Raw genomic sequence first — 18,350 nt, forward strand, 5'->3', positions numbered from 1 at the left:
CGCCCGGTTGATCACGCAAACAAGAACCGTTATCATTCCTCTCTCGTGAATCAAGGCATGGGCGGTCGACGACCGCCCCCGGAAATCTTCATGGAGCGCTGAGCATGGGCGAGCACGACAAGGGTCAACAGGGTCAAGCGGGAGGACCGATGGCTCCCGGCCAGCCGTCAATGGAGAGACAGCAGCAGGGCGCAAACCCGCAGGGCAACGCACAAGGTCAATCGCCCTCGCCCCCCGGGGCGCAACAGGGCGTCCTCCCCGGTGGCCCTCAAGCGGGCATGGCCGGCCCCGGCATGGCAAGCCCCTATCCCGGCTTTCCCGGTCCGGGCGGCTACGCCGGGCGACCCGGCTTCGTCGCGCCCGGCATGCACCCGGGGGTTGCTCCCCACCCGGCGGCCTACGGCCTCCCGCCCGGCGTCGATCCCTACTGGGCCTACCAGGCCCAAGCGCAGGCGGCCTATGCCCCGCCGCCTTACCCCTATCCCGGCCCCTATGTGGGCCCCTATGCGGGGATGGCTCCGCCGCAGGCGCCATGGCCGGGCTACGCCCCCGGACTCGAGCAGCAGGGCGGAGCGGGCCGCATGGCAGGCGGGAGACACGGTGCCGGGATGGCCGATTTGGTCGACGAGATCGCCAACGGCGGCAACGGTCTCTCCAGCCTCGGCAAGATGTTCAACCTCGAGGACTCCGAATTCTGGAAAGGTGCGCTCCTCGGCGCCGCCGCCGTGCTCTTGCTGACCAACGAGTCGGTTCAGGGGGCGCTGTTCAAGACCGGCGCCAAGACCAAGGCCGCGGTCAAGACCGGTGTGGATCGAGTCAAGGAGCGCGTGCGGCAATCGGGCGACGCGAATACGCAGGAGACGAAGGATGTCTGACCACTACCTCGTTCAGATGACGACCTATCCAAGCACCCCGAGCGGCGGGAGCGACTGCGCGACCCTCGTCAAGCTCGCAACGCTCGGCGCCGTCGTCGGCGGAAGCGTCGCCGCCGCCACCAATCTGCAGCGTGTCCAGGTCGGCGAACTGACGGCAACAGGTGCCGCTGCCGAGACAGGCAAAACCGCGCTCACCGCCGCCGTGGCGACCGCAATCGGCGGGGCCGCCGCATCCAGCATCGCCGAGCAAGGCTTGATGCGCCTCGGCATCATGTTCGCCGCCGGCACCCTGGCCCTTTACGGACTGCAACGTTGGTCGCAGGCCCGGATGAACACCGATGAGTAGTCAACAACAGCGCCAACGGCACGGCGTGCGTAAGAATATGGTCGAGGGAATCGGCGGCCTTCTGGCCGGCGCTGCCCTTGTCCTGCTTGCTCGGTCGCTGCTCAAGAAGCGGGCGGCCACGCCCGAGCCGCACAACATCGAGCCCGCGCAAGACGCCGGATGAGCCTGGTTCCCTATCACTACAAGCCGCGCAGCGACGGCGGTGCGGACAGCATCACACGGAGACGGATCGACATGAGCAGCTCCTATCAGCCTTACGGCAATCCCTACGGTTATCCGATGGCGGGCGGCATGGGATCGCCCATGGCCCAAGGGCAGCAATCGGCGGGCAGCCAAGGCACCTCGATGATGGCCGCCTATCCGGGCTACGGCTCGACCAACCCGGGTTACGGCTACGCCCAAGGCTACGGCATGACCCAGACGGGATACGCCGCTCCTCAAGCAGCGGGCCAGCCGATGTCCCGGCAGAGCAGCTTTCTGAATTTCGGCAACGACCGTTTTCTCAAGGGTTTGCTTATCGGCGCCGCCGCGACCTATCTCTTGACCAACGAGAGCGTGCAACGCACGGCGATCAAGGGGGTCGTGCAGGTCTGGTCTGCCCTGCAAGGGGGGATCGAGGAGGCCAAGGAACGCTTCCATGACGCCGAGGCCGAGTTGCACCACGCGGCTCAGTCCAAGTAAACCGCGTCCTCGCGATGACATGCGCAGTGTTGGCTTGGGCCCGACGTTGCCGCGGCCCGATGCCCCGGTGGCGGACGCGGTTTGGTGGATTGACCCGATGATGACCCACGGCTCGCCGACACTCGACCTGAGCTACCGCATCGTCCATGAGCTTCCCGGGCGACTGCGCCTGCGCATCCCGGCGCTCGGCGCGCCGGGCTTCGACCCCGACGACCTGGAAGACTGGATGGATCCGCTCGGGGTCGTCACGAGCGCGCGCGCGAGCTGCGGCGCCCGCAGTTTGGTCGTGGTCTATCGCGAGTCCGCCGGCGCCCGCGACAGCGTGCTTCGGCGACTGGATGCCTATTCCGCTCGGATCGAACCCGGTTCCGCGGGGGGCGGCTCGCGCGAGGCCGAGATCGCGCCGATGGTGACCGCCGCGGCCACCATCGCACTCCTGCCCTTTCTGAGCCGCCCGCTCCAGGTCGCGCTCACGGTGGCCAACGTCGCCTCGACCTTGGGGACCGGCGCCGAGACGCTGATCCGCAAGGGCATCAAGGTCGAGGTGCTGGACGCGCTGGCGATCGGCCTCTCCGCGGCCCGAGGCGAGCTGTATACGGCCAATATCACCGACTTCCTGCTTGCGCTCGGCAACTTCCTCGAACGGCGGACCGAGCGCCAGTCCGACCGGTTGCTGCGCAAGCTGCTGCGACCCGAGCCGGCCATGGCCTGGGTCGAGCGCGACGGCGAGCTGACGCAGATTCCGGGCGATCAGGTCATGCCCGGCGAGGTGGTTGTGGTCGGCACCGGAGAGACCATCCCGGTCGACGGCCGCGTCGTCGGCGGCAGCGCCCTGGTCAATCAAGCCGCCGTCACCGGAGAAGACGTCCCGGTACGCAAGGAGGCGCCGCGCCGCGCGGTCTCCGGCTCGGTCCTGATCGAGGGCCAGCTGCGCATCGAGGCAACGCAGGTCGGCGCGGAGACCACCACCGCACGCATCTCGCGCTTCATCCAGGAGTCGCTGGACAAGCGCTCGGACACCCAGCGCGAGGCCGACCGGCTAGCCGATCAGCGGGTCTATCTGACCTTGGGGACGGGTGCAGTGGTCTACGGCGTGACCCGCAACCTGACCCGCCTGCAGTCCGTCTTTCTAGTCGACTATTCCTGTGCGCTCAAGTTGGGTACGCCGGTCGCCTTCAAATCCGGGATGTACCAGGCCGCCGCGCATGGCGTTCTGATGAAGGGCGGCGAGGCGATCGAGCACCTCGCAGGCGTCGACACCATCGTCTTCGACAAGACCGGCACGCTGACCCACAGCGAGCTCGCGGTCACCGATGTCGTGGTGCTGAGAAAACAGGCAGGCTGCACCGAGACGGCGCTCCTCGCGCTCGTCGCCTCGGTCGAGGAGCACGCGTCTCATCCGGTGGCCAACGCCGTGGTGGAGGCGGCGCGCTCGCGCGATCTGCAGCATATCTCGCACGGCGAGGTCGATTATCTGGTCGCGCACGGCCTCTCCGCCGAGGTCGAGGGCGAGCATATTCTGGTCGGCAGCCGTCACTATCTGGAAGAGCATCGCGGCATCGCGTTCGAAGAGCATGCCGAGCAGATCGCGCGTCTCGAAGATGAGGGCAAGATCCTGCTGTTCGTCGGCAATGGGCATGGACCGGTCGGGCTGATCGCCCTGCGCGATACCCTGCGGGCCGAGACCCGCGAGACGCTCGACCGCCTGCGGGCACAAGGGATTCGTCGTCTGGTGATGATCACGGGCGACCGCCGCCAAAAGGCCGAGGCCCTGGCCCGTGAGTTGAATCTCGACGCCTTCTACGCGGAGGTCGCACCGGAGGAGAAAGCCGACCTCATCGCTCGCTTCCAGGCGGACGGCAGCCGCGTGGCCTTCGTGGGCGACGGTGTGAACGACGGCCCGGCACTGGTCGCCGCCGATGTCGGCATCGCCATGCCGCGCGGCGCGGACATCGCCCGCGCCACCGCCGACATCCTGCTGATGGACGACCGCCTCGGCGCCGTGGCCGACGCCCGCGAGATCGCAACCAAGACCATGGCCCTGATCCGCGGTAACTTCCGCGCAGCCATCGGGATCAACACCGGCATCCTGGCCGGCGCGATCGGAGGTGCCCTCTCCCCGGTCGCGAGCGCACTGCTGCACAACGGCACCACCATCGGCATCCTCTTCAATGCACTGAAGGGTGTGCGGCTCGACGGAGAAACGGACGGGTCGATGAGTGCGCGACTGGCACAGATCAAGGACATCGTCCGTCGTTAAACCGCGCCCGGAGCGGTATGCAACGTTTTCGGATGGGATCGGCCCCGGCAGACTTGACGACCGTTGGAGTCGGCGCGGTTTAAGCGATTGATTTTAAAACTCTAAACCGTACAGACTCCCAGTCACCTTGGCTGCCTCGGCATATCGACCTCAGTCAATGCCTTCGCCGGAGCTCCCGGCGCGGTTTAGACGGCGCACGGGCGCGCCGAAGAAGACCAGGACCGTCAGATCCTCCTCGACATCGAAAAAAGCATGATCGCACGCGGCATGCACGTACATCAGCGTGCCTTCGCGGACCGCGTGCTCGCTCTCCCCGACCCGCAGTCGCCCCCGTCCGCCGAGCACCAGATACAGCTCGTCCTCCTCGTGCGCGCTCGCCATGTCGCGCGAGCCGGCCGGGAGGTGATAGACCGAGCAGCTGAGCGAGGGTGTGCGCAGAAACTCCTTGAGCGACAGGGTTCCCGGCTTCACCCGCGCCATCAGGTCCTCGAGCTGGAAGACCAACCAATCATCGTCATTGTTCATCGTGCGCGATCTCGTCGTGAAAGCTGATGCATGGACCGGTAGAGCCCCGTTGCTTGTGCCTTAACGCCAGTCGATAAAAGGGATTCGGCGCGGAACTCCCGGTGGAGTGTCTGTCTTGCGGATCCGAAGACCCCGTAAGGATACCGGGAATGCGAAGGATTTGCATTTGCCGAGAGCCGGCCATACCATGCACTTGTCGTCATTTGCTCTTCCATCGCGAGGCATCCGTCCATGAGCCACTATATCCATCACGTCCCCGGCCGCCTACGGATCCGTTCCGGCTCGTTTCGTTGCGACCCGGTGAGCGCACGCCTGGCCGAGGGTGAGCTGCTCGCCACCGAGGGTGTCCGTGAGGTGCGCGTGAATCCGCGTGCAGGCAGCATCACCGTCCACTACGAGCCCGAACGCCTGACTCAAGCGCAGATCCTGGAAAAACTCGAGCAGGTTGGCTGTCTCGGTGCCTCGATCCGCACGGATGTGGGTGGGACACGCGTGCATGAGGTCTTCGGCAAGGCATTGGTCGGCGCCGTCATGCAGAAGGCCGTCGAGCGCTCGGCCGTGCGGCTGGTCAGCGTGCTTCTTTAAACCGCGTCCCGAGCGAGATGCTCATTTTCGAGTGAGCTCGACGTTTGCTGCATCCACAACCCTTAGCCTGACGCGGTTTAAAATGATTTAATTTTTGTCTTTTAAACCGCGCCGCCTCCAACGGTCGTCAAGTCTGCCGGGGCCGATCCCATCCAAAGATATCGCATACCGCGCTTGGCGCGATTTAGATCAACCGATAGGCGTTGATATCGGCCGCATAGGCCAACCGATCCTCCGCCCGCCCGCCTTCGAAGGCATCGCTGAACACCGCCTTGAGCGCCGCGTTGCGCGCCACCGGCTCGCCCGCGAAATAGCCGTGCGCGTTGCCGACGCCCTCGGCACGGGTGATGTCGATATAGCGTGCATTCGCCGCGAACAGGTTCTTGAGGTAATGGCCGAGGCGCGCCCGCTGCGCCTCGCCGGGTTTGCGACGCGACCAAGCAAGGGCGAAGTCGTTCTCGTTGATCACGACATAGAGACGGTTGCGGAACTGGATGCGCTGGACCCAGGTCTCGTGAGCCGCGTTGTTCGTATCGGCGGCAACCAGCGAAACATTGTCGAAAATCAGCTTCGCGGCGGCGGCGGCACTCGGTTGCAGTGCGTACTTGAGCACATAGTTGCCCATGCTGTGGCACATCAGATTGAGCGTGACCTTGCAGTCCTCGGCCAACAGCTGCGTGAAACGCGCCTGCACGGCCTCCCGATTGCCCCGGCCGCCGTCCTCCGCCATCGCCTGCTGCCAAAATGCCTCGCGACGCGCCTCGGTCAGCTTCTCGTGGTAGAACTGCACCTTCTCGAAGAAGCGGTTCAGTGCGTCCATCGAGACCCGCGCGTCCTGTTTATCGTCGAGGTAGTCCGCCGTCCCGCTGACCGCTCCGCCGCCGTTCGCCGGCCAACTGAAGGGCAGAACGATGACGTTGTAGAGCGCCTCGAGCGTCTCGGCTGTGCCCAGCACGTCTTTCATGTCGTTGTTGTAGCCGTGGACATAGACGAGCAGATGACGCTTCTCGCGCGCCGCCTGCTCCATGAGATCGCAGGCAACCCTCAGGCTCGCGTACCAATCCGCCCGCTCGTCGATGTCGAGCGCATGCCGACGCTTCAGCTCCCGCACCTCGGCCTGTGTCAGCTTGTCGGTAAGCAGCTCGGTGGTGTAGTGGGAGCCTTGCTTGGTGACATTCACGAGCCGCAGCTCGTTTGGGCCGACCGTGTTCGGCGTATCCCCAAAAATCTCCAGCCCTTCCTTACGGTTGTTGACCTTGCGGTTGGTGACGACGTACATGGCATCTCCTCCGGGTCGGTTTCGCGTCGGTGAGCGGAGCATGACCTTCGCCAAGACCGCTCGCTTGCTGTTCTCCTACGCGTCGTGGCCACCGAGATCGGTTCGTCCGATCCATGCGATACCTGCTTCCGGAGCGCTCGTCCTACTGCGCTGATCACCGACCAACCGGATAACCCGACGTTCGTACACTGAAAGATAGGATCGACCAGGAAACCGACTCTTTCAAGGAAACATTGCCCGGCGTGCTCGATCGTGGCATCTCAGCTCGTCCGAGTCGGTCCGACCGACTGCTCGGCAACGCCTCTGTGCAGGGTAGTAGGGACCGGTCCGAGCGCAGCAAGGCGGTTATCCAACCGGGGCTCAGAGACCGGCTTGCGTAGCCGGCTCCAAGTCATTGACCGACAAGGTCGACGATCTGTTGGCCTCGCTGCCCGTCCTACCACTGGACTGCGGAGCCGATCGGACCCACTCGGAGGTACGACTCCGGCGTTCGACGCACAATGATTTCGGTCTCGTCCGCGTCACCCGCGCCCGCGCGTACTCCCGCCGGTCAGCGAGCCCATGATCCCGCGAACTAGCTGACGGCCGATCTGGCTGCCGAGCGAGCGCATGGCGCTGGTCGCAAACGCTTCGACCGGAGTCTGGCGCGTACCCGCGCGCCGGGCGGGGGCCTTGCCGGTCGACGACGTCGGGGCGGTCTTGCCACTGCGGCCGAAATACTCGGACAGATCCGGGATCTCGGGCGCGGCCGAGGCCACGGCGGCCTGCTCGGCACGTTGCTCGAGGATCTCGTAGGCGGAGACGCGGTCGATCGAGACGTCGTAGACACCTTTCACCAGCGACTGATCCATGACGGCCTTGCGAACCTCGGGCTCGATGGGGCCGAGATGGCTTCCGGGCGGCGCGACGTTGACCCGCTGGACGATCCCCGGAATCCCCTGCTCGTCGAGGGTAGAGACCAGCGCCTCGCCGACGCCGAGCGCGGTGATGGTGGTCTCGGTGTCGAGCGCCGGATTCTGTCGGAAGGTCTCGGCGGCGACCCGCACCGCGCGCTGGTCGCGCGGCGTGAAGGCGCGCAAGGCATGCTGGATGCGGTTTCCAAGCTGCCCGAGGACAGTCTCCGGGACATCCATCGGGTTCTGAGTCACGAAATAGACCCCGACACCCTTGGAGCGGATCAGCCGCACGACCTGCTCGATCTTATCCAGGAGGACCTTCGGCGCGTCCTTGAAGAGCAGATGCGCCTCGTCGAAGAAGAAGACCAGCTTTGGCTTGTCCTGGTCGCCCGCCTCGGGCAACTCCTCGAATAGCTCGGACAGGAGCCAGAGCAGGAAGGTGGAGTAGATCTCCGGGGTGTGGATGAGCTTATCCGCGGCCAGGATGTTGATGTAGCCGTGACCCTGCTCGTCGGTCTGTATCATGTCCTGCAAGGCGAGCGCGGGCTCGCCGAAGAGGAGATCCCCACCCTGTTTTTCGATGACGAGCAGGCGACGCTGGATCGCGCCCACGCTCGCCGGCGAGACGTTGCCGTAACGGGTCTGGAGCTCCGCGGCGTTCTCGGCGACATGCGCCAACAGGGCACGCAGATCCTTCAGATCGAGCAGCAGCCAACCATTCTCGTCGGCCACGTGGAAGACGATGTTGATGACGCCTTCCTGCACCTCGTTGAGATTCAGGAGCCGCGACAACAACACCGGTCCCATCTCGGTCAGGGTGGTGCGGACCGGGTGACCCTGCTCGCCCTGGATGTCCCAGAACATCACCGGGTTGCCCGCAAAGACGAAGCCTTCCTCCTGCTCCAGGCCCATCTCGGCGACACGCTCGGCGACGCGCCGATTACCGCCTCCAGGTTGGCTGATGCCTGCGAGATCGCCCTTGATGTCGGCGAGGAACACAGGCACGCCGATGCGGCTGAACTGTTCGGCGAGCCGTTGGAGCGTCACCGTCTTGCCCGTACCCGTCGCACCCGCGACCAGACCGTGCCGGTTGGCCATGCGCGAGAGGATCGAGACCGGCTCGGGCCCTTTGCCGACGAGGATGGACTGGGTCATATCAGGCACTCCGTGTATGGCGAATGTGGATGATCCGAGGAACCGTGGCCGGCAACGCGCCGAGATGCAGCGCCGAGCGGTCGGGGCGTCAAGTATACCCGGGCGAGTCCAGCCATAAGCACGCGGCCTTGTGTCGCCTCGTCTCGCACCTATGTAGCGCGGCAGTCTTCATCAATGTTGTTGCAGGGACTTTCAGATGACATTTACACAACCCGGATCACATCTCGCCGGTGCGGCGGTCGCCGCCGTGCTTTTGCTGGTCGGATGTCTCCCGACGACGGGACCGACCCTGACCGTCCCCGAGGCGTTCGAGCGCACGAAAAGCGGCGAGGTGACCTTGATCGATATCCGCACGCCGATGGAGTGGCGCCAAACCGGGGTCGCTGAAGGTGCGCAGCGCATCGACATGCGCCACCCGAAAGGCCCGGACGGCTTCGCGGATCAGGTGTTGGCCGAGGTCGGCGGCAACAAGGACGCCCCGGTCGCACTTATCTGCCGGACCGGGAACCGCAGCGGCCACATGCAGAAAGCGCTCCTCGACCGAGGATTCACGAATGTGTACAACGTCGGCGGAGGGATGGTCGGCAGCCGCGCCGGAGCTGGCTGGATTCAAGAGCGTTTGCCGGTGGAGCCTTGTCCACGCTGCTGAGCCGAGCCGCGCGCGGCACGCGCCCAGCGGTCGGTATCGGCCGCCGCTCAGTCCGGCTCGGCGAGTGAGTCGATGTCGATCTCCCAACGGTCGAGCATTTGGCGGTAGATCACGAGCTCTGCGTCCGAGAAAAAGCCATCCGAGCGCGCCAGCAGCAGAAGGATCCGGGCCAAGGTCCGGCGCGAGATGCGATCCGTGACCGGCGCCAAGATAGTGTCGACCCAATCCGGGTCGGCGAGCCCGACGAAGCGCGCCGTGCCTGCATGGGCGATGAGGTCGTCGCAGTAGCCGTCGAAGACCTTGGCAAAGTCCTCGCGGTCGACGCCGAAGCGCTCGAAGACCCCGAGCTTCTCGAGCATGTCCATCTCCTCGTCCTTCACCTCGCCATCGCCGATGATGAAGAGAGAGATGACGCGCAGCATGGCCTCGGCGCTGTTGTCCGCGTAGGGGGTGATCTCGGGCATCCTCGTCCTGGCTCCTCAGTGATTTCGTTTTCGTGACGGTCGAGCGATGATCGCACAAACCCGAGCACGCCGCTGCGCCCGGGTCCAGCCCCTCGGGTTTGCGTTTCCGGGAGCAGAGGCTCCAAAATGACGCCGGCTCCGGGTGCGCTCTTCGCGCGACCCGGATCGGATGCTCCGCCTGACCTCCACGGACGCGACAGCCATGTTCTTCCCCCTCGACGACACGACCCGCCGCAAGGCCAAGACGCCGCATGAGCTGGCGATGGTCAACCTGATCGTCTTCAACCTGCTGATCGGGGTGGCGCTGCTCGCGGGCTCGATGGCGGAGCCGGATTCGGTGCTCGGGCGCTACAAGTGGCTTGCGGTCTCGATCCCGCTCGCCCTCTCCTTGGCGGTCATCGGCGTGACCTGGATCCTATCGCGGCGACCCGGCAAAGGCGCGAGCTGGTTTGCCGCAACCCACTGGCGGCTGGCCGCAAGCCGCTATCGGCTGATCCTGATCGCCTACCTGGTCTGTGCAGCGATCCTGAGCATCGCCTTGGTGGGCAAGCAGGACGAGACCGAGATCGCGGCGCAGCTCAGGACCCTGCCGCCGGCGATGCAGGAGATGGAGCGGCACAAGATCGAGTCGCAGGATATGGCCAGCGCCATCTGGGCACGCATCGGCGTGGTTCCGCTGTTGCTTGCCGTGATGGTCACCATCATGCTCGAGTCCGGCGCACTCTACCAAGCCGGCCGCGGCGAGCTGCCCGATGCCTTGGTCGCACGCTGTCCTCCGCCGGACGGGCTCGTCGGGAGCGAGACCGAACCGCCGGCCGCATGATGTCAGGCCGCCTCCGGCCTTTTATTCCGAGGATCACTCACAACGTTCCACCACGACAGGACTTGACCATGTCAAAACCATCCCTCTACCTCACCACGGTACTCTTAGCTGCTATGACGACACCCGCACTTGCCGACAATCCCAAGGTTGCATTGGACGTGACGATCGGCGGCGAGCCCGCCGGCACCATCACGATCGAGCTGTTCGCCGACGTGGTCCCGAAGACGGCCGAGAACTTCCGCGCGCTCTGCACCGGCGAGAAGGGCATGGGCCAAAGCGGCAAGCCGCTCAGCTACGCCGGCAGTCCGTTCCATCGCATCATTCCGGGCTTCATGATCCAGGGCGGCGACTTCACCCGCGGCAACGGCACGGGCGGCGAGTCCATCTACGGGGAGAAGTTTGCCGACGAGAACTTCCAGTTGAAGCACACCGAGGCCGGCATGCTCTCGATGGCGAACGCCGGCCCCAACACCAACGGGTCGCAGTTCTTCATCACGGTCGACGCGACACCTTGGCTGGACGGCAAGCATGTGGTGTTCGGCAAGGTCGTCGAGGGCATGGACGTCGTCGAAGCGATGGAGGCCCAAGGCTCGCGCTCCGGTGGAACCAAGACCGAGGTCGTCCTCTCGGATTGCCGAGCGCTCTGACGTCGAGAGAACCCTCGACCCGTTTCGGGTCGAGGGTCGCACCAATTCGGGGCCGCATCGGGCCCCGAGCCGCTGCCTGACCGACCGAAGCGTCCGCATCGCGCTGAGCCTGGCGGGCCGCATGGCCTGATCACGATCCGCCCTTCATCCACTCCCGACCTCGCAAGATCCGATTGATCTCCAAGCACGACTCCGACGGCGACACCGCCGCTCGGGATTGAATTTCCCGATGAATGGACTCAGAGTTTCCGAAAGATGACAGGCGTCGTAGGATTTTGGTGCAGTCTTTGCCTCAGGATCCACGTCTTCGACCTTTTTCAGCCAGAAGCACCGAGGATCCAGCCATGTACGACAGCGATCTCGACCGAGACTATCGTGATGCCCGACCCCACTCGGCGGAGTGTCTCCGCCCGGACGGCCAGCCCGAGCGACGGATGCAGACCTGGGCCGAGCTGCAGTGGGCGACCGAGCAGCAAAAACAGTTCGGCCCCTATGCACGCCAGATCGAGGCCGACGTCCTGCGCGGTCTCTACTGAGCCGCGCCCGGCGGGACATGCAACGTCGCCCGCCGGGTTCGCGAGCCGCCAAGCACTCGCAACGCAGGCGCTGCGCGGGTCAATCGGTCAATGCCGTTGAGGTGGATTTTCAAGGCCAAAGAGGCGATCGGGGGCCGGCATCTTTGTTGATGCTTTAGATGAGGATGTTGGTGTCGACGCTGAAGCGCTGCCGGCTCATTGGCCGCGCTCGTGGAGGCTATCGCGGGCGCTGCGTGTGACGCCGAGGTCGTAGCCGCGGCTCATGCGCTCCCGCAACCGCTCGCGGGCGGCGCGCTGGGCGTCGTTCAGGAGCGGCTTCGCCTCGGTGATCGGCAGCACTCGGGCGATGGGTTTGCCGCGCCGGGTGATGACGAGCTCGGCACCCTGCTCGACCCGTTCGAGGTCACGGGATAGGTGCTGGTTGGCTTCGCGGATGGAGACGATCTCTTGCATAATCCGGCAACTGTGGAATGTTCTACATACGTCGAACGTTAGGCCGTTCCAGCCGCGGCGACAAGCGTTGAGGTCTAAAGCATCTCTCGCCCCTCGCAGGAAGACGGACGATCAAATGATCTGCCATTCACACAAGACCATGTGACGGATCAGGTGCTTCTTCGGGTCGTGGGGATGGAGGCCGATCGCCTCAGGTGGCCGACAAGAGGCACTGCGCTGTCCGGTGGCTCTCCGCCGCTGAAGAGCGCGGGCCAGGAGTCGTCGCGCGGGATAGCATCGGGAAGAAGATCGAGGCCCAGGTCTGCGATTGCCGCCGCGAAGGGCGCGAGTGCTTCGTCGCCGACCTGGTTGAAGACAACGCCGGCCGCGAGGCGCGCCCCTTGACGATGAAGATCCGCGACCAGATCGGCGACGGACTCCAGCGCCCAGACATCCGGCCAGGCCGGGCGGGTGGGGACCAAGAGCCGATCGACACCCGCGAGGATCTCCATGACCTCGGGACTGACGGTCGGCGGGCAATCGACCAGGACGGCATCGAAGCGGTCGGCGCGCTCGGCCCAGTCGCGCCAGAGCGCAAACCCGCTGTCCGCCCGCACGGCGATTCCGAACCGGTCGGCGAAGCGCTCGCCCCAGGCCGCGGCCGTGCCTTGAGGATCGGTATCCAAGAGCAGCAGCCGCGCACCGGGCGCGGGCGAGTGCCGCTCCGCATAAGTCTCGGGTGCGGATCCGCCGGCCAGACGCACCGCGCAGCCGATGGCGAGACTGGTCTTGCCCGTTCCGCCCTTGCGATGCCAGAAGGCGATGCGTGGCGGCGCCATGGGGACTGTGCTCATGACGCTCCGGCTCGGTCGATGTGGTCCGGATCGTGCGCTCGGCTCATGTTCGGTTCAGTCGACCCGCCGCAACAGATCGATCCGATGCGGCTTCCACAAGCGCACGCCTTGCGGTGTCAGATGGCGCTCGAAGGCCGCGCGGATCTCGGCCAAACGGGCGGCGTCGAGATTTCGCTCGCTGTGGGTCACGTCGATGAAGCGTGCGGCGAAGCTCTCCCAGTCCGGATAGATGCCTTCGGACTCGAAGAAGACCTCTTCCACCAGCTCGAACAGCCCCGCATCGACGGCATTCCGGAGGGCCTCGAATGCGGCCTCGCGGACCAGACGCTCGTCGTCGATCAGCCGCATGATGGCGTTGAAATCACCCCAATAGACGGGCTCGCAGACATAGAGCAGACAGCTCGGGACCAGCACGCGATGGATCTCGCGCAGCGCTTGATCCATGGCCGCGATCGGGACATGGTGGAGCGACTTGAGCATGACGACGAGGTCATAGCTGGCATCCGGATCCGCGATCGACTCGGCGCCGCCGAAGCGAAAGGTCACCTGCGGCAGATCCGCGATCGCGAGGTTGCGTGCGTGCTGGATGCGATCGACCTCGGTCGCCGTGATCCGGGCCGCGCCGAACCGGGTGGCCAGCGCACGGGTCATGTAGGCGGCGCCGCAGCCCAGCTCCAGGACACGGCGGCCGCGCACATTGATCAAGTCGCCGATGAGATCGATCTCCTCGCAACGACGGTAGGCGTTCGGATCGTTGATCTGCATGATGTGCCGTAACCCCTTCGATTGATCGATTGCCGCCTTTGGAAAAACGAAGCCCGATGGTCATGACCGACTTCATCCTGCATCCCCGACTCCTTGCCGATTGCCATCAGCTCGGCCGCTTGTCCGCGAGTCACCTGCTCCTGCATCGCAACGCGGCCGTGCCCTGGTTGATCCTGGTGCCGGAAACGGACCTAGCCAATCTCTTGAATCTGCCGATCGCGCAGCGGGACGCGGTCCTCGCCGACTGCAAGCACGTCTCGGACTATCTGACGGCCGTTCTGAAATGCACCAAGGTCAACGTGGCCTGGATCGGCAATCTGGTCCCGCAACTGCATGTCCATGTCATCGGCCGAAGCCCGACCGATCCCTGCTGGCCCAAGCCCGTTTGGGGACACCTGAGCGAGGTTTGCGACTACACCTCGGACGAGGTCGACGCGATCCTAGCAGCGCTTGTAAACGACTGAGCGACCACGAGGGTGGGCGCAGCGGATCAAGATGAACCGCTCGCAACCGAAACCCGCGGCCGTGTTGATATCACATGGCGGTAGGCTGGACGAGCGAAAGCGAAGTTCACCGAGTCCTGCGCCTGCGCCTGCGCCGGTGGACTGCGCTGCGCATGTGCACCCTACGGGTCCGATCAGCGTCGTGGCCGCGTTGTATGAGCGAGCCCAACCCCCCTATCGCGCGCCGATCAGCTCGATCGGATAGCCGTCCGGGTCCTCGACGAAGGCGATGATGGTGCTGCCGGCGTTCATGGGCCCGGCATCGCGGATGATCTTGCCGCCCTTCGCCTTGATCCGGTCCGTCGCCGAGTAGACGTCGTCGACCTCGATGGCGATATGGCCGTAGCCGCTGCCCAAGTCGTAGTGCTCGACGCCCCAGTTATAGGTCAGCTCGATCACGGTCTGCTCCGACTCGTCGCCGTAGCCGAGAAAGGCAAGGGTGAACTCGCCCTCCGGATAGTCCTTTTGACGCAGGAGCTTCATCCCGAGGATCTCGGTGTAGAAGGCGATGGAGCGCTGCAGATCGCCGGTGCGCAGCATGGTATGAAGGATTCTCATCCGGGTGACCTCTTAGGTTGTCGTCGAGCCTGTGCAGATATACCGAGCACACGCGGATTTTTCGCCGCATTGCACGCCCCGCGCGCGCCAGGCCGGCGTTGCGCCGCCTCGCCGTAGGGGCCGCTACGCCTCGTCGGCGCGCCTTGTCCCGACACGCGCAGGACGCACCCTGCTTTCCGAAAAACCCACGTGTGCTCGGTATATTCTCGCATCGACCCGGGCCTGCAGAAAAACCTACAGAAAAACCTTGATAAACGATTCGTTCTTGGGCATGATGCGTCTCGTGCAGTGCTTCCTTGTAGTATTTCGGTTGTTCCTCCTCTCCGCGTGACGTGGCAGATCCTTCCGTAATCTCCCGACAGTCGCCTGCATATGTACAACACGTTTCGTTAAATCAGAGAATACCGTAAATGGCTACAGGCACAGTTAAGTGGTTCAGTGATGAGAAGGGCTTCGGCTTCATCGCTCCTTCCGACGGCTCCAAGGACGTCTTCGTCCATCACAGCGCCGTCCAAGGCAGTGGCTTCAAGTCGCTGGCCGAGGGACAAAGCGTCTCTTACGACGTCGAGCAAGGCCAGAAGGGCCCGAGCGCGACCAACGTCGTACCGAAGTAAAAACAGCCTTCAGGTGCCAGTCACCTGAGCTGAAAAAGCCCCGCCACCTGCGGGGCTTTTTGCGTTTTCAGTCCGTCGAATGTCGGCGGCCCGCCCCTCTCTTTCAGTCTCTTGCGGAACCCTCCTTTGATCTCCACAGCCAACATCACCATGCAGTTCGGCGGCAAGCCGTTGTTCGAAAACGTCTCCGTTAAATTCGGCGGCGGCAATCGCTACGGCCTGATCGGTGCCAACGGCTGTGGAAAATCTACCCTGATGAAGATCCTGGGCGGGGATCTGGAGCCGAGTGCGGGCAACGTCTCGGTCGAGCCCGGCAAGCGGCTCGGCAAGTTGCGCCAGGACCAGTTCGCCTTCGAGAACTATGGGGTGCTCGACACCGTCATCATGGGCCACGAGGAGTTGTGGCAGATCAAGAAGGAGCGCGACCGCATCTATGCGCTTCCCGAGATGAGCGAGGAAGACGGCATGGAGGTGGCCCACCTCGAGGTGCATTTCGCCGAGCTGGACGGCTACACCGCCGAGGCGCGTGCCGGCGAGCTGCTGCTCGGCCTGGATATCCCGCTGGAGCAGCACGAAGGCCCGATGAGCGCCGTCGCACCCGGCTGGAAGCTGCGCGTGCTGCTCGCTCAGGCGTTGTTCGCGGATCCGGACATCCTGCTGCTGGACGAGCCCACCAACAACCTGGACATCAACAGCATCCGCTGGCTCGAGGAGGTGCTGAACGCGCGCAACAGCACCATGATCATCATCTCGCATGATCGCCATTTCCTGAACAGCGTCTGCACCCACATGGCCGACCTGGACTACGGCGAGCTGCGCGTCTATCCCGGCAACTACGACGAGTACATGACCGCCGCCAGCCAGGCGCGCACGCGTCTCTACTCTGACAACGCCAAGAAGAAGGCCCAGATCGCCGAGCTGCAGACCTTCGTCAGCCGCTTCTCGGCCAACGCATCCAAGGCAAAGCAGGCCACCTCGCGCCAGCGCCAGCTCGAGAAGATCAAGCTCGAAGACATCAAGCCCTCGAGTCGGGTCAACCCCTTCATTCGTTTCGGTCAAGACAAGAAGCTTTATCGTCTGGCCCTAGAGGTCGAGGGCCTCGCCACGGGCTACGACGGCAAGCCGCTCTTCAGCGGTCTAGACCTGACGGTCGAGGTCGGCGAGCGAGTGGCCATCATCGGCCCCAACGGCATCGGCAAGACCACCCTGCTGCGTAGCCTCGCCGGCGACCTCGCGCCCGACGGCGGCGAGATCAAATGGTCGGAGAACAGCACCCTGGGCTATTTCGCCCAGGACCACGCGGCCGATTTTGCCGACAAGACCACCCTGTACGACTGGATGGATCAGTGGAAACAACCCGGCGACGACGAGCAGGTCATCCGCGGCACCCTGGGGCGGCTGCTGTTCTCGCAGGACGAGATCAAGAAGCCCGTGAACGTGATCTCGGGCGGCGAGCAAGGCCGCATGCTCTTCGGCAAGCTGATGCTGCAGAAGCCCAATATCCTGCTGATGGACGAGCCGACCAACCATCTGGACATGGAGTCCATCGAGTCGCTCAACACCGCGCTGGAAGACTACCCGGGCACACTGATCTTCGTCAGTCACGACCGCGAGCTGATCTCGTCTCTCGCAACCCGGATCATCGAGCTGACGCCCCGCGGCGTGGTCGACTTCCGCGGGAACTACGAAGACTATGTCGAGCGCGAGGGCACTGCGGCTTGAGTCTGTTTTCGAATCATCGCGGCATCGACGGCGGGATGCCGGATCACAGCCGACTGAGACTCACCGTCTGCCGAAAACGGGCCAGGGCTGCGGCGAATGCCAGGGCCCCAAGCCCCAGTGTCGCGGCCAGGTGCGTCCAAACCAGGTCAAGCCCGGCGCCTCGAAAGACCACGGACTGGACGAAGGCGACGAAGTGGGTCGTCGGCGAGACGAGCATCACCCGTTGCAACAGCTCGGGCATGGCATCGAGCGGGGTGTTCGCGCCCGAGAGCATGTACATCACCAGGAACACCGGGATGGAGAGCAGCCCGAACTGAGGCATGGTCCGGGCGAGCGTGGCGAGCAGGATGCCGAGCGCGGTGATCGCGAAGAGATAGACCCCGAGGCCGAGCACGAAGAGTCCGAGCGAGCCCGCAGTGGGCACCCCGAGCAGCCCCTGGACGATCGCGACCATGGCGAAGGTCGCGCCGAGGAGAATGACCAGGCCGTTGGCCCAAACCTTGGCGAGCATGATCTCGGCGGCGTTGAGCGGCATCACCAGCAGATGCTCGATAGTGCCGTGCTCGCGCTCGCGGATCAGGGCCGCCCCGGTGAGCACGATGCCGAGCAGAGTGACCATGTTGACGATCTGCATCACGGACATGAACCAGGCCGACTCGCCGTTGGGATTGAAGGCGAGCCGGATCACCGAGGCCACGGCCGGAGCCCCGGCCGGTGAGGATTCCGCGCGATCGCCTTGGAGATAGAGCAGCGGCTCCTCGACAAGCACCCGCTCCAGATAGCGCGCCCCCGCGCCGGCCATCGCCATGGCGGTCGCATCCACGATGACCTGCACGGCCGGGCGACGCCCTTCCGCGGCATCGGCCTGGAGACGCGGCGGGATGTCGATCACGAACGTATAGCGACCCGCGTCCATGGCCGCGTCGATCTCGTCCACCCCGATCTGCTCGGGTGCCTGAAAGTACGGCGGGAGCAGGGTCTCCGTCAGGCGCACCGAGAGTTGCGAGCGGTCCTCGTCCACCACCGCCACGGAGGCATGCTCGAGCTGGAGTTTCACCCCGCGGGACGGGGCGATGATGGCGAAGGTGAAGGCATAGATGATCAAGAAGACCAGCACCGGGTCATAGCGCAGGCTGATCAACTCCTTCAGCCCCAGTCGGTAGACATTCGCGAGCCGCATC

General features: G+C 64.7%; 22 protein-coding genes. 13 read left to right on the plus strand and 9 right to left on the minus strand.

Going from position 1 to position 18,350, the window contains the following annotated elements:
* The first annotated feature begins 104 nt into the window (after positions 1 to 104).
* The 5 genes from BLV04_RS11545 to BLV04_RS11565 all read left to right on the plus strand — a co-directional run bounded on the left by BLV04_RS11545 (position 105) and on the right by BLV04_RS11565 (position 4,162).
* Entirely contained in the window at positions 105 to 875 is a 771-nt protein-coding gene (locus BLV04_RS11545) for a hypothetical protein (RefSeq protein WP_139191912.1), read from the plus strand.
* Positions 868 to 1,221: a magnetosome protein MamC family protein gene (locus tag BLV04_RS11550; RefSeq protein WP_093031782.1), complete on the plus strand. Its 354-nt coding sequence runs from the start codon at positions 868 to 870 to the stop codon at positions 1,219 to 1,221. The genes BLV04_RS11545 and BLV04_RS11550 overlap by 8 nt, the downstream gene beginning before the upstream one ends.
* Positions 1,214 to 1,384 (plus strand): carbon monoxide dehydrogenase, encoded by a 171-nt coding sequence (locus tag BLV04_RS11555; protein ID WP_093031785.1) that lies wholly within the window; start codon positions 1,214 to 1,216, stop codon positions 1,382 to 1,384. Before BLV04_RS11550 ends, BLV04_RS11555 begins: the two co-directional genes overlap by 8 nt.
* On the plus strand, positions 1,381 to 1,902 hold the full coding sequence (locus BLV04_RS25650; protein ID WP_245731854.1) for a hypothetical protein: 522 nt from the start codon (positions 1,381 to 1,383) through the stop codon (positions 1,900 to 1,902). The genes BLV04_RS11555 and BLV04_RS25650 overlap by 4 nt, the downstream gene beginning before the upstream one ends.
* 97 nt (positions 1,903 to 1,999) lie before the next feature.
* The gene (locus tag BLV04_RS11565) at positions 2,000 to 4,162 is read left to right on the plus strand and encodes a heavy metal translocating P-type ATPase (protein ID WP_245731855.1); all 2,163 of its coding nucleotides are present in this window, start codon (positions 2,000 to 2,002) and stop codon (positions 4,160 to 4,162) included.
* 150 nt (positions 4,163 to 4,312) lie between these two features.
* Here the strand turns inward: BLV04_RS11565 and BLV04_RS11570 are convergent, their stop codons facing one another.
* The gene (locus tag BLV04_RS11570) at positions 4,313 to 4,687 is read right to left on the minus strand and encodes a cupin domain-containing protein (RefSeq protein ID WP_093031788.1); all 375 of its coding nucleotides are present in this window, start codon (positions 4,685 to 4,687) and stop codon (positions 4,313 to 4,315) included.
* A 231-nt stretch (positions 4,688 to 4,918) separates the two neighbouring features.
* Between BLV04_RS11570 and BLV04_RS11575 the strand changes: the two genes are divergently transcribed.
* Entirely contained in the window at positions 4,919 to 5,272 is a 354-nt protein-coding gene (locus tag BLV04_RS11575; protein ID WP_093031791.1) for a heavy-metal-associated domain-containing protein, read from the plus strand.
* Positions 5,273 to 5,456: 184 nt separating this feature from the next.
* Here BLV04_RS11575 and BLV04_RS11580 read toward each other — a convergent pair whose 3' ends face one another.
* Both BLV04_RS11580 and BLV04_RS11585 read right to left on the minus strand, forming a co-directional pair.
* The gene (locus BLV04_RS11580) at positions 5,457 to 6,551 is read right to left on the minus strand and encodes an alpha/beta hydrolase (RefSeq protein WP_093031794.1); all 1,095 of its coding nucleotides are present in this window, start codon (positions 6,549 to 6,551) and stop codon (positions 5,457 to 5,459) included.
* A 521-nt stretch (positions 6,552 to 7,072) separates the two neighbouring features.
* Positions 7,073 to 8,602 carry a helicase HerA-like domain-containing protein gene (locus BLV04_RS11585; protein ID WP_093031797.1) on the minus strand — a complete coding sequence of 510 codons (1,530 nt, stop codon included), beginning with the start codon at positions 8,600 to 8,602 and terminating at the stop codon, positions 7,073 to 7,075.
* 196 nt (positions 8,603 to 8,798) lie between these two features.
* Between BLV04_RS11585 and BLV04_RS11590 the strand changes: the two genes are divergently transcribed.
* Positions 8,799 to 9,251, plus strand: a complete 453-nt coding sequence (locus tag BLV04_RS11590) for a rhodanese-like domain-containing protein (RefSeq protein WP_093031800.1) — start codon at positions 8,799 to 8,801, stop codon at positions 9,249 to 9,251.
* A gap of 47 nt (positions 9,252 to 9,298) precedes the next feature.
* On the opposite strand, the gene BLV04_RS11595 is transcribed toward BLV04_RS11590, so the two are convergent.
* Positions 9,299 to 9,715: a hypothetical protein gene (locus tag BLV04_RS11595; protein WP_093031804.1), complete on the minus strand. Its 417-nt coding sequence runs from the start codon at positions 9,713 to 9,715 to the stop codon at positions 9,299 to 9,301.
* 202 nt (positions 9,716 to 9,917) lie between these two features.
* On the opposite strand from BLV04_RS11595, the gene BLV04_RS11600 reads away from it, so the two are divergent.
* From BLV04_RS11600 to BLV04_RS11610, 3 genes are all read left to right on the plus strand, one after another.
* Positions 9,918 to 10,538, plus strand: coding sequence for a hypothetical protein (locus tag BLV04_RS11600; RefSeq protein WP_139191913.1), 621 nt, complete (start codon positions 9,918 to 9,920; stop codon positions 10,536 to 10,538).
* Positions 10,539 to 10,606: 68 nt separating this feature from the next.
* The gene (locus tag BLV04_RS11605) at positions 10,607 to 11,185 is read left to right on the plus strand and encodes a peptidylprolyl isomerase (protein ID WP_093031810.1); all 579 of its coding nucleotides are present in this window, start codon (positions 10,607 to 10,609) and stop codon (positions 11,183 to 11,185) included.
* A gap of 344 nt (positions 11,186 to 11,529) precedes the next feature.
* Positions 11,530 to 11,721: a hypothetical protein gene (locus BLV04_RS11610; protein ID WP_093031813.1), complete on the plus strand. Its 192-nt coding sequence runs from the start codon at positions 11,530 to 11,532 to the stop codon at positions 11,719 to 11,721.
* Between the two features lie 195 nt (positions 11,722 to 11,916).
* Here BLV04_RS11610 and BLV04_RS11615 read toward each other — a convergent pair whose 3' ends face one another.
* The 3 genes from BLV04_RS11615 to BLV04_RS11625 all read right to left on the minus strand — a co-directional run bounded on the left by BLV04_RS11615 (position 11,917) and on the right by BLV04_RS11625 (position 13,772).
* Positions 11,917 to 12,174, minus strand: a complete 258-nt coding sequence (locus tag BLV04_RS11615; RefSeq protein ID WP_093031816.1) for a type II toxin-antitoxin system Phd/YefM family antitoxin — start codon at positions 12,172 to 12,174, stop codon at positions 11,917 to 11,919.
* 149 nt (positions 12,175 to 12,323) lie between these two features.
* The gene (locus BLV04_RS11620; protein ID WP_093031819.1) at positions 12,324 to 13,007 is read right to left on the minus strand and encodes a ParA family protein; all 684 of its coding nucleotides are present in this window, start codon (positions 13,005 to 13,007) and stop codon (positions 12,324 to 12,326) included.
* A 54-nt stretch (positions 13,008 to 13,061) separates the two neighbouring features.
* Positions 13,062 to 13,772, minus strand: a complete 711-nt coding sequence (locus tag BLV04_RS11625) for a class I SAM-dependent methyltransferase (RefSeq protein ID WP_093031823.1) — start codon at positions 13,770 to 13,772, stop codon at positions 13,062 to 13,064.
* 62 nt (positions 13,773 to 13,834) lie between these two features.
* Here BLV04_RS11625 and BLV04_RS11630 point away from each other — a divergent pair, with 62 nt between their 5' ends.
* A complete protein-coding gene (locus BLV04_RS11630; protein ID WP_175534600.1) occupies positions 13,835 to 14,236 on the plus strand; it encodes an HIT family protein in 402 nt (133 codons plus the stop codon).
* A gap of 213 nt (positions 14,237 to 14,449) precedes the next feature.
* On the opposite strand, the gene gloA is transcribed toward BLV04_RS11630, so the two are convergent.
* The gene (gene gloA, locus BLV04_RS11635) at positions 14,450 to 14,833 is read right to left on the minus strand and encodes a lactoylglutathione lyase (RefSeq protein ID WP_093031829.1); all 384 of its coding nucleotides are present in this window, start codon (positions 14,831 to 14,833) and stop codon (positions 14,450 to 14,452) included.
* A gap of 410 nt (positions 14,834 to 15,243) precedes the next feature.
* Between gloA and BLV04_RS11640 the strand changes: the two genes are divergently transcribed.
* Together BLV04_RS11640 and BLV04_RS11645 are read left to right on the plus strand one after the other, a co-directional pair.
* Positions 15,244 to 15,447 (plus strand): cold-shock protein, encoded by a 204-nt coding sequence (locus BLV04_RS11640; RefSeq protein ID WP_007191453.1) that lies wholly within the window; start codon positions 15,244 to 15,246, stop codon positions 15,445 to 15,447.
* 126 nt (positions 15,448 to 15,573) lie between these two features.
* Entirely contained in the window at positions 15,574 to 17,169 is a 1,596-nt protein-coding gene (locus BLV04_RS11645; protein WP_093031831.1) for an ABC-F family ATPase, read from the plus strand.
* A 43-nt stretch (positions 17,170 to 17,212) separates the two neighbouring features.
* On the opposite strand, the gene BLV04_RS11650 is transcribed toward BLV04_RS11645, so the two are convergent.
* Positions 17,213 to 18,349, minus strand: coding sequence for an ABC transporter permease (locus tag BLV04_RS11650; protein ID WP_093031834.1), 1,137 nt, complete (start codon positions 18,347 to 18,349; stop codon positions 17,213 to 17,215).
* Between the last annotated feature and the right edge of the window lies 1 nt (position 18,350).

The organism is Thiocapsa roseopersicina, from assembly GCF_900106925.1.
Classification (GTDB): domain Bacteria; phylum Pseudomonadota; class Gammaproteobacteria; order Chromatiales; family Chromatiaceae; genus Thiocapsa; species Thiocapsa roseopersicina.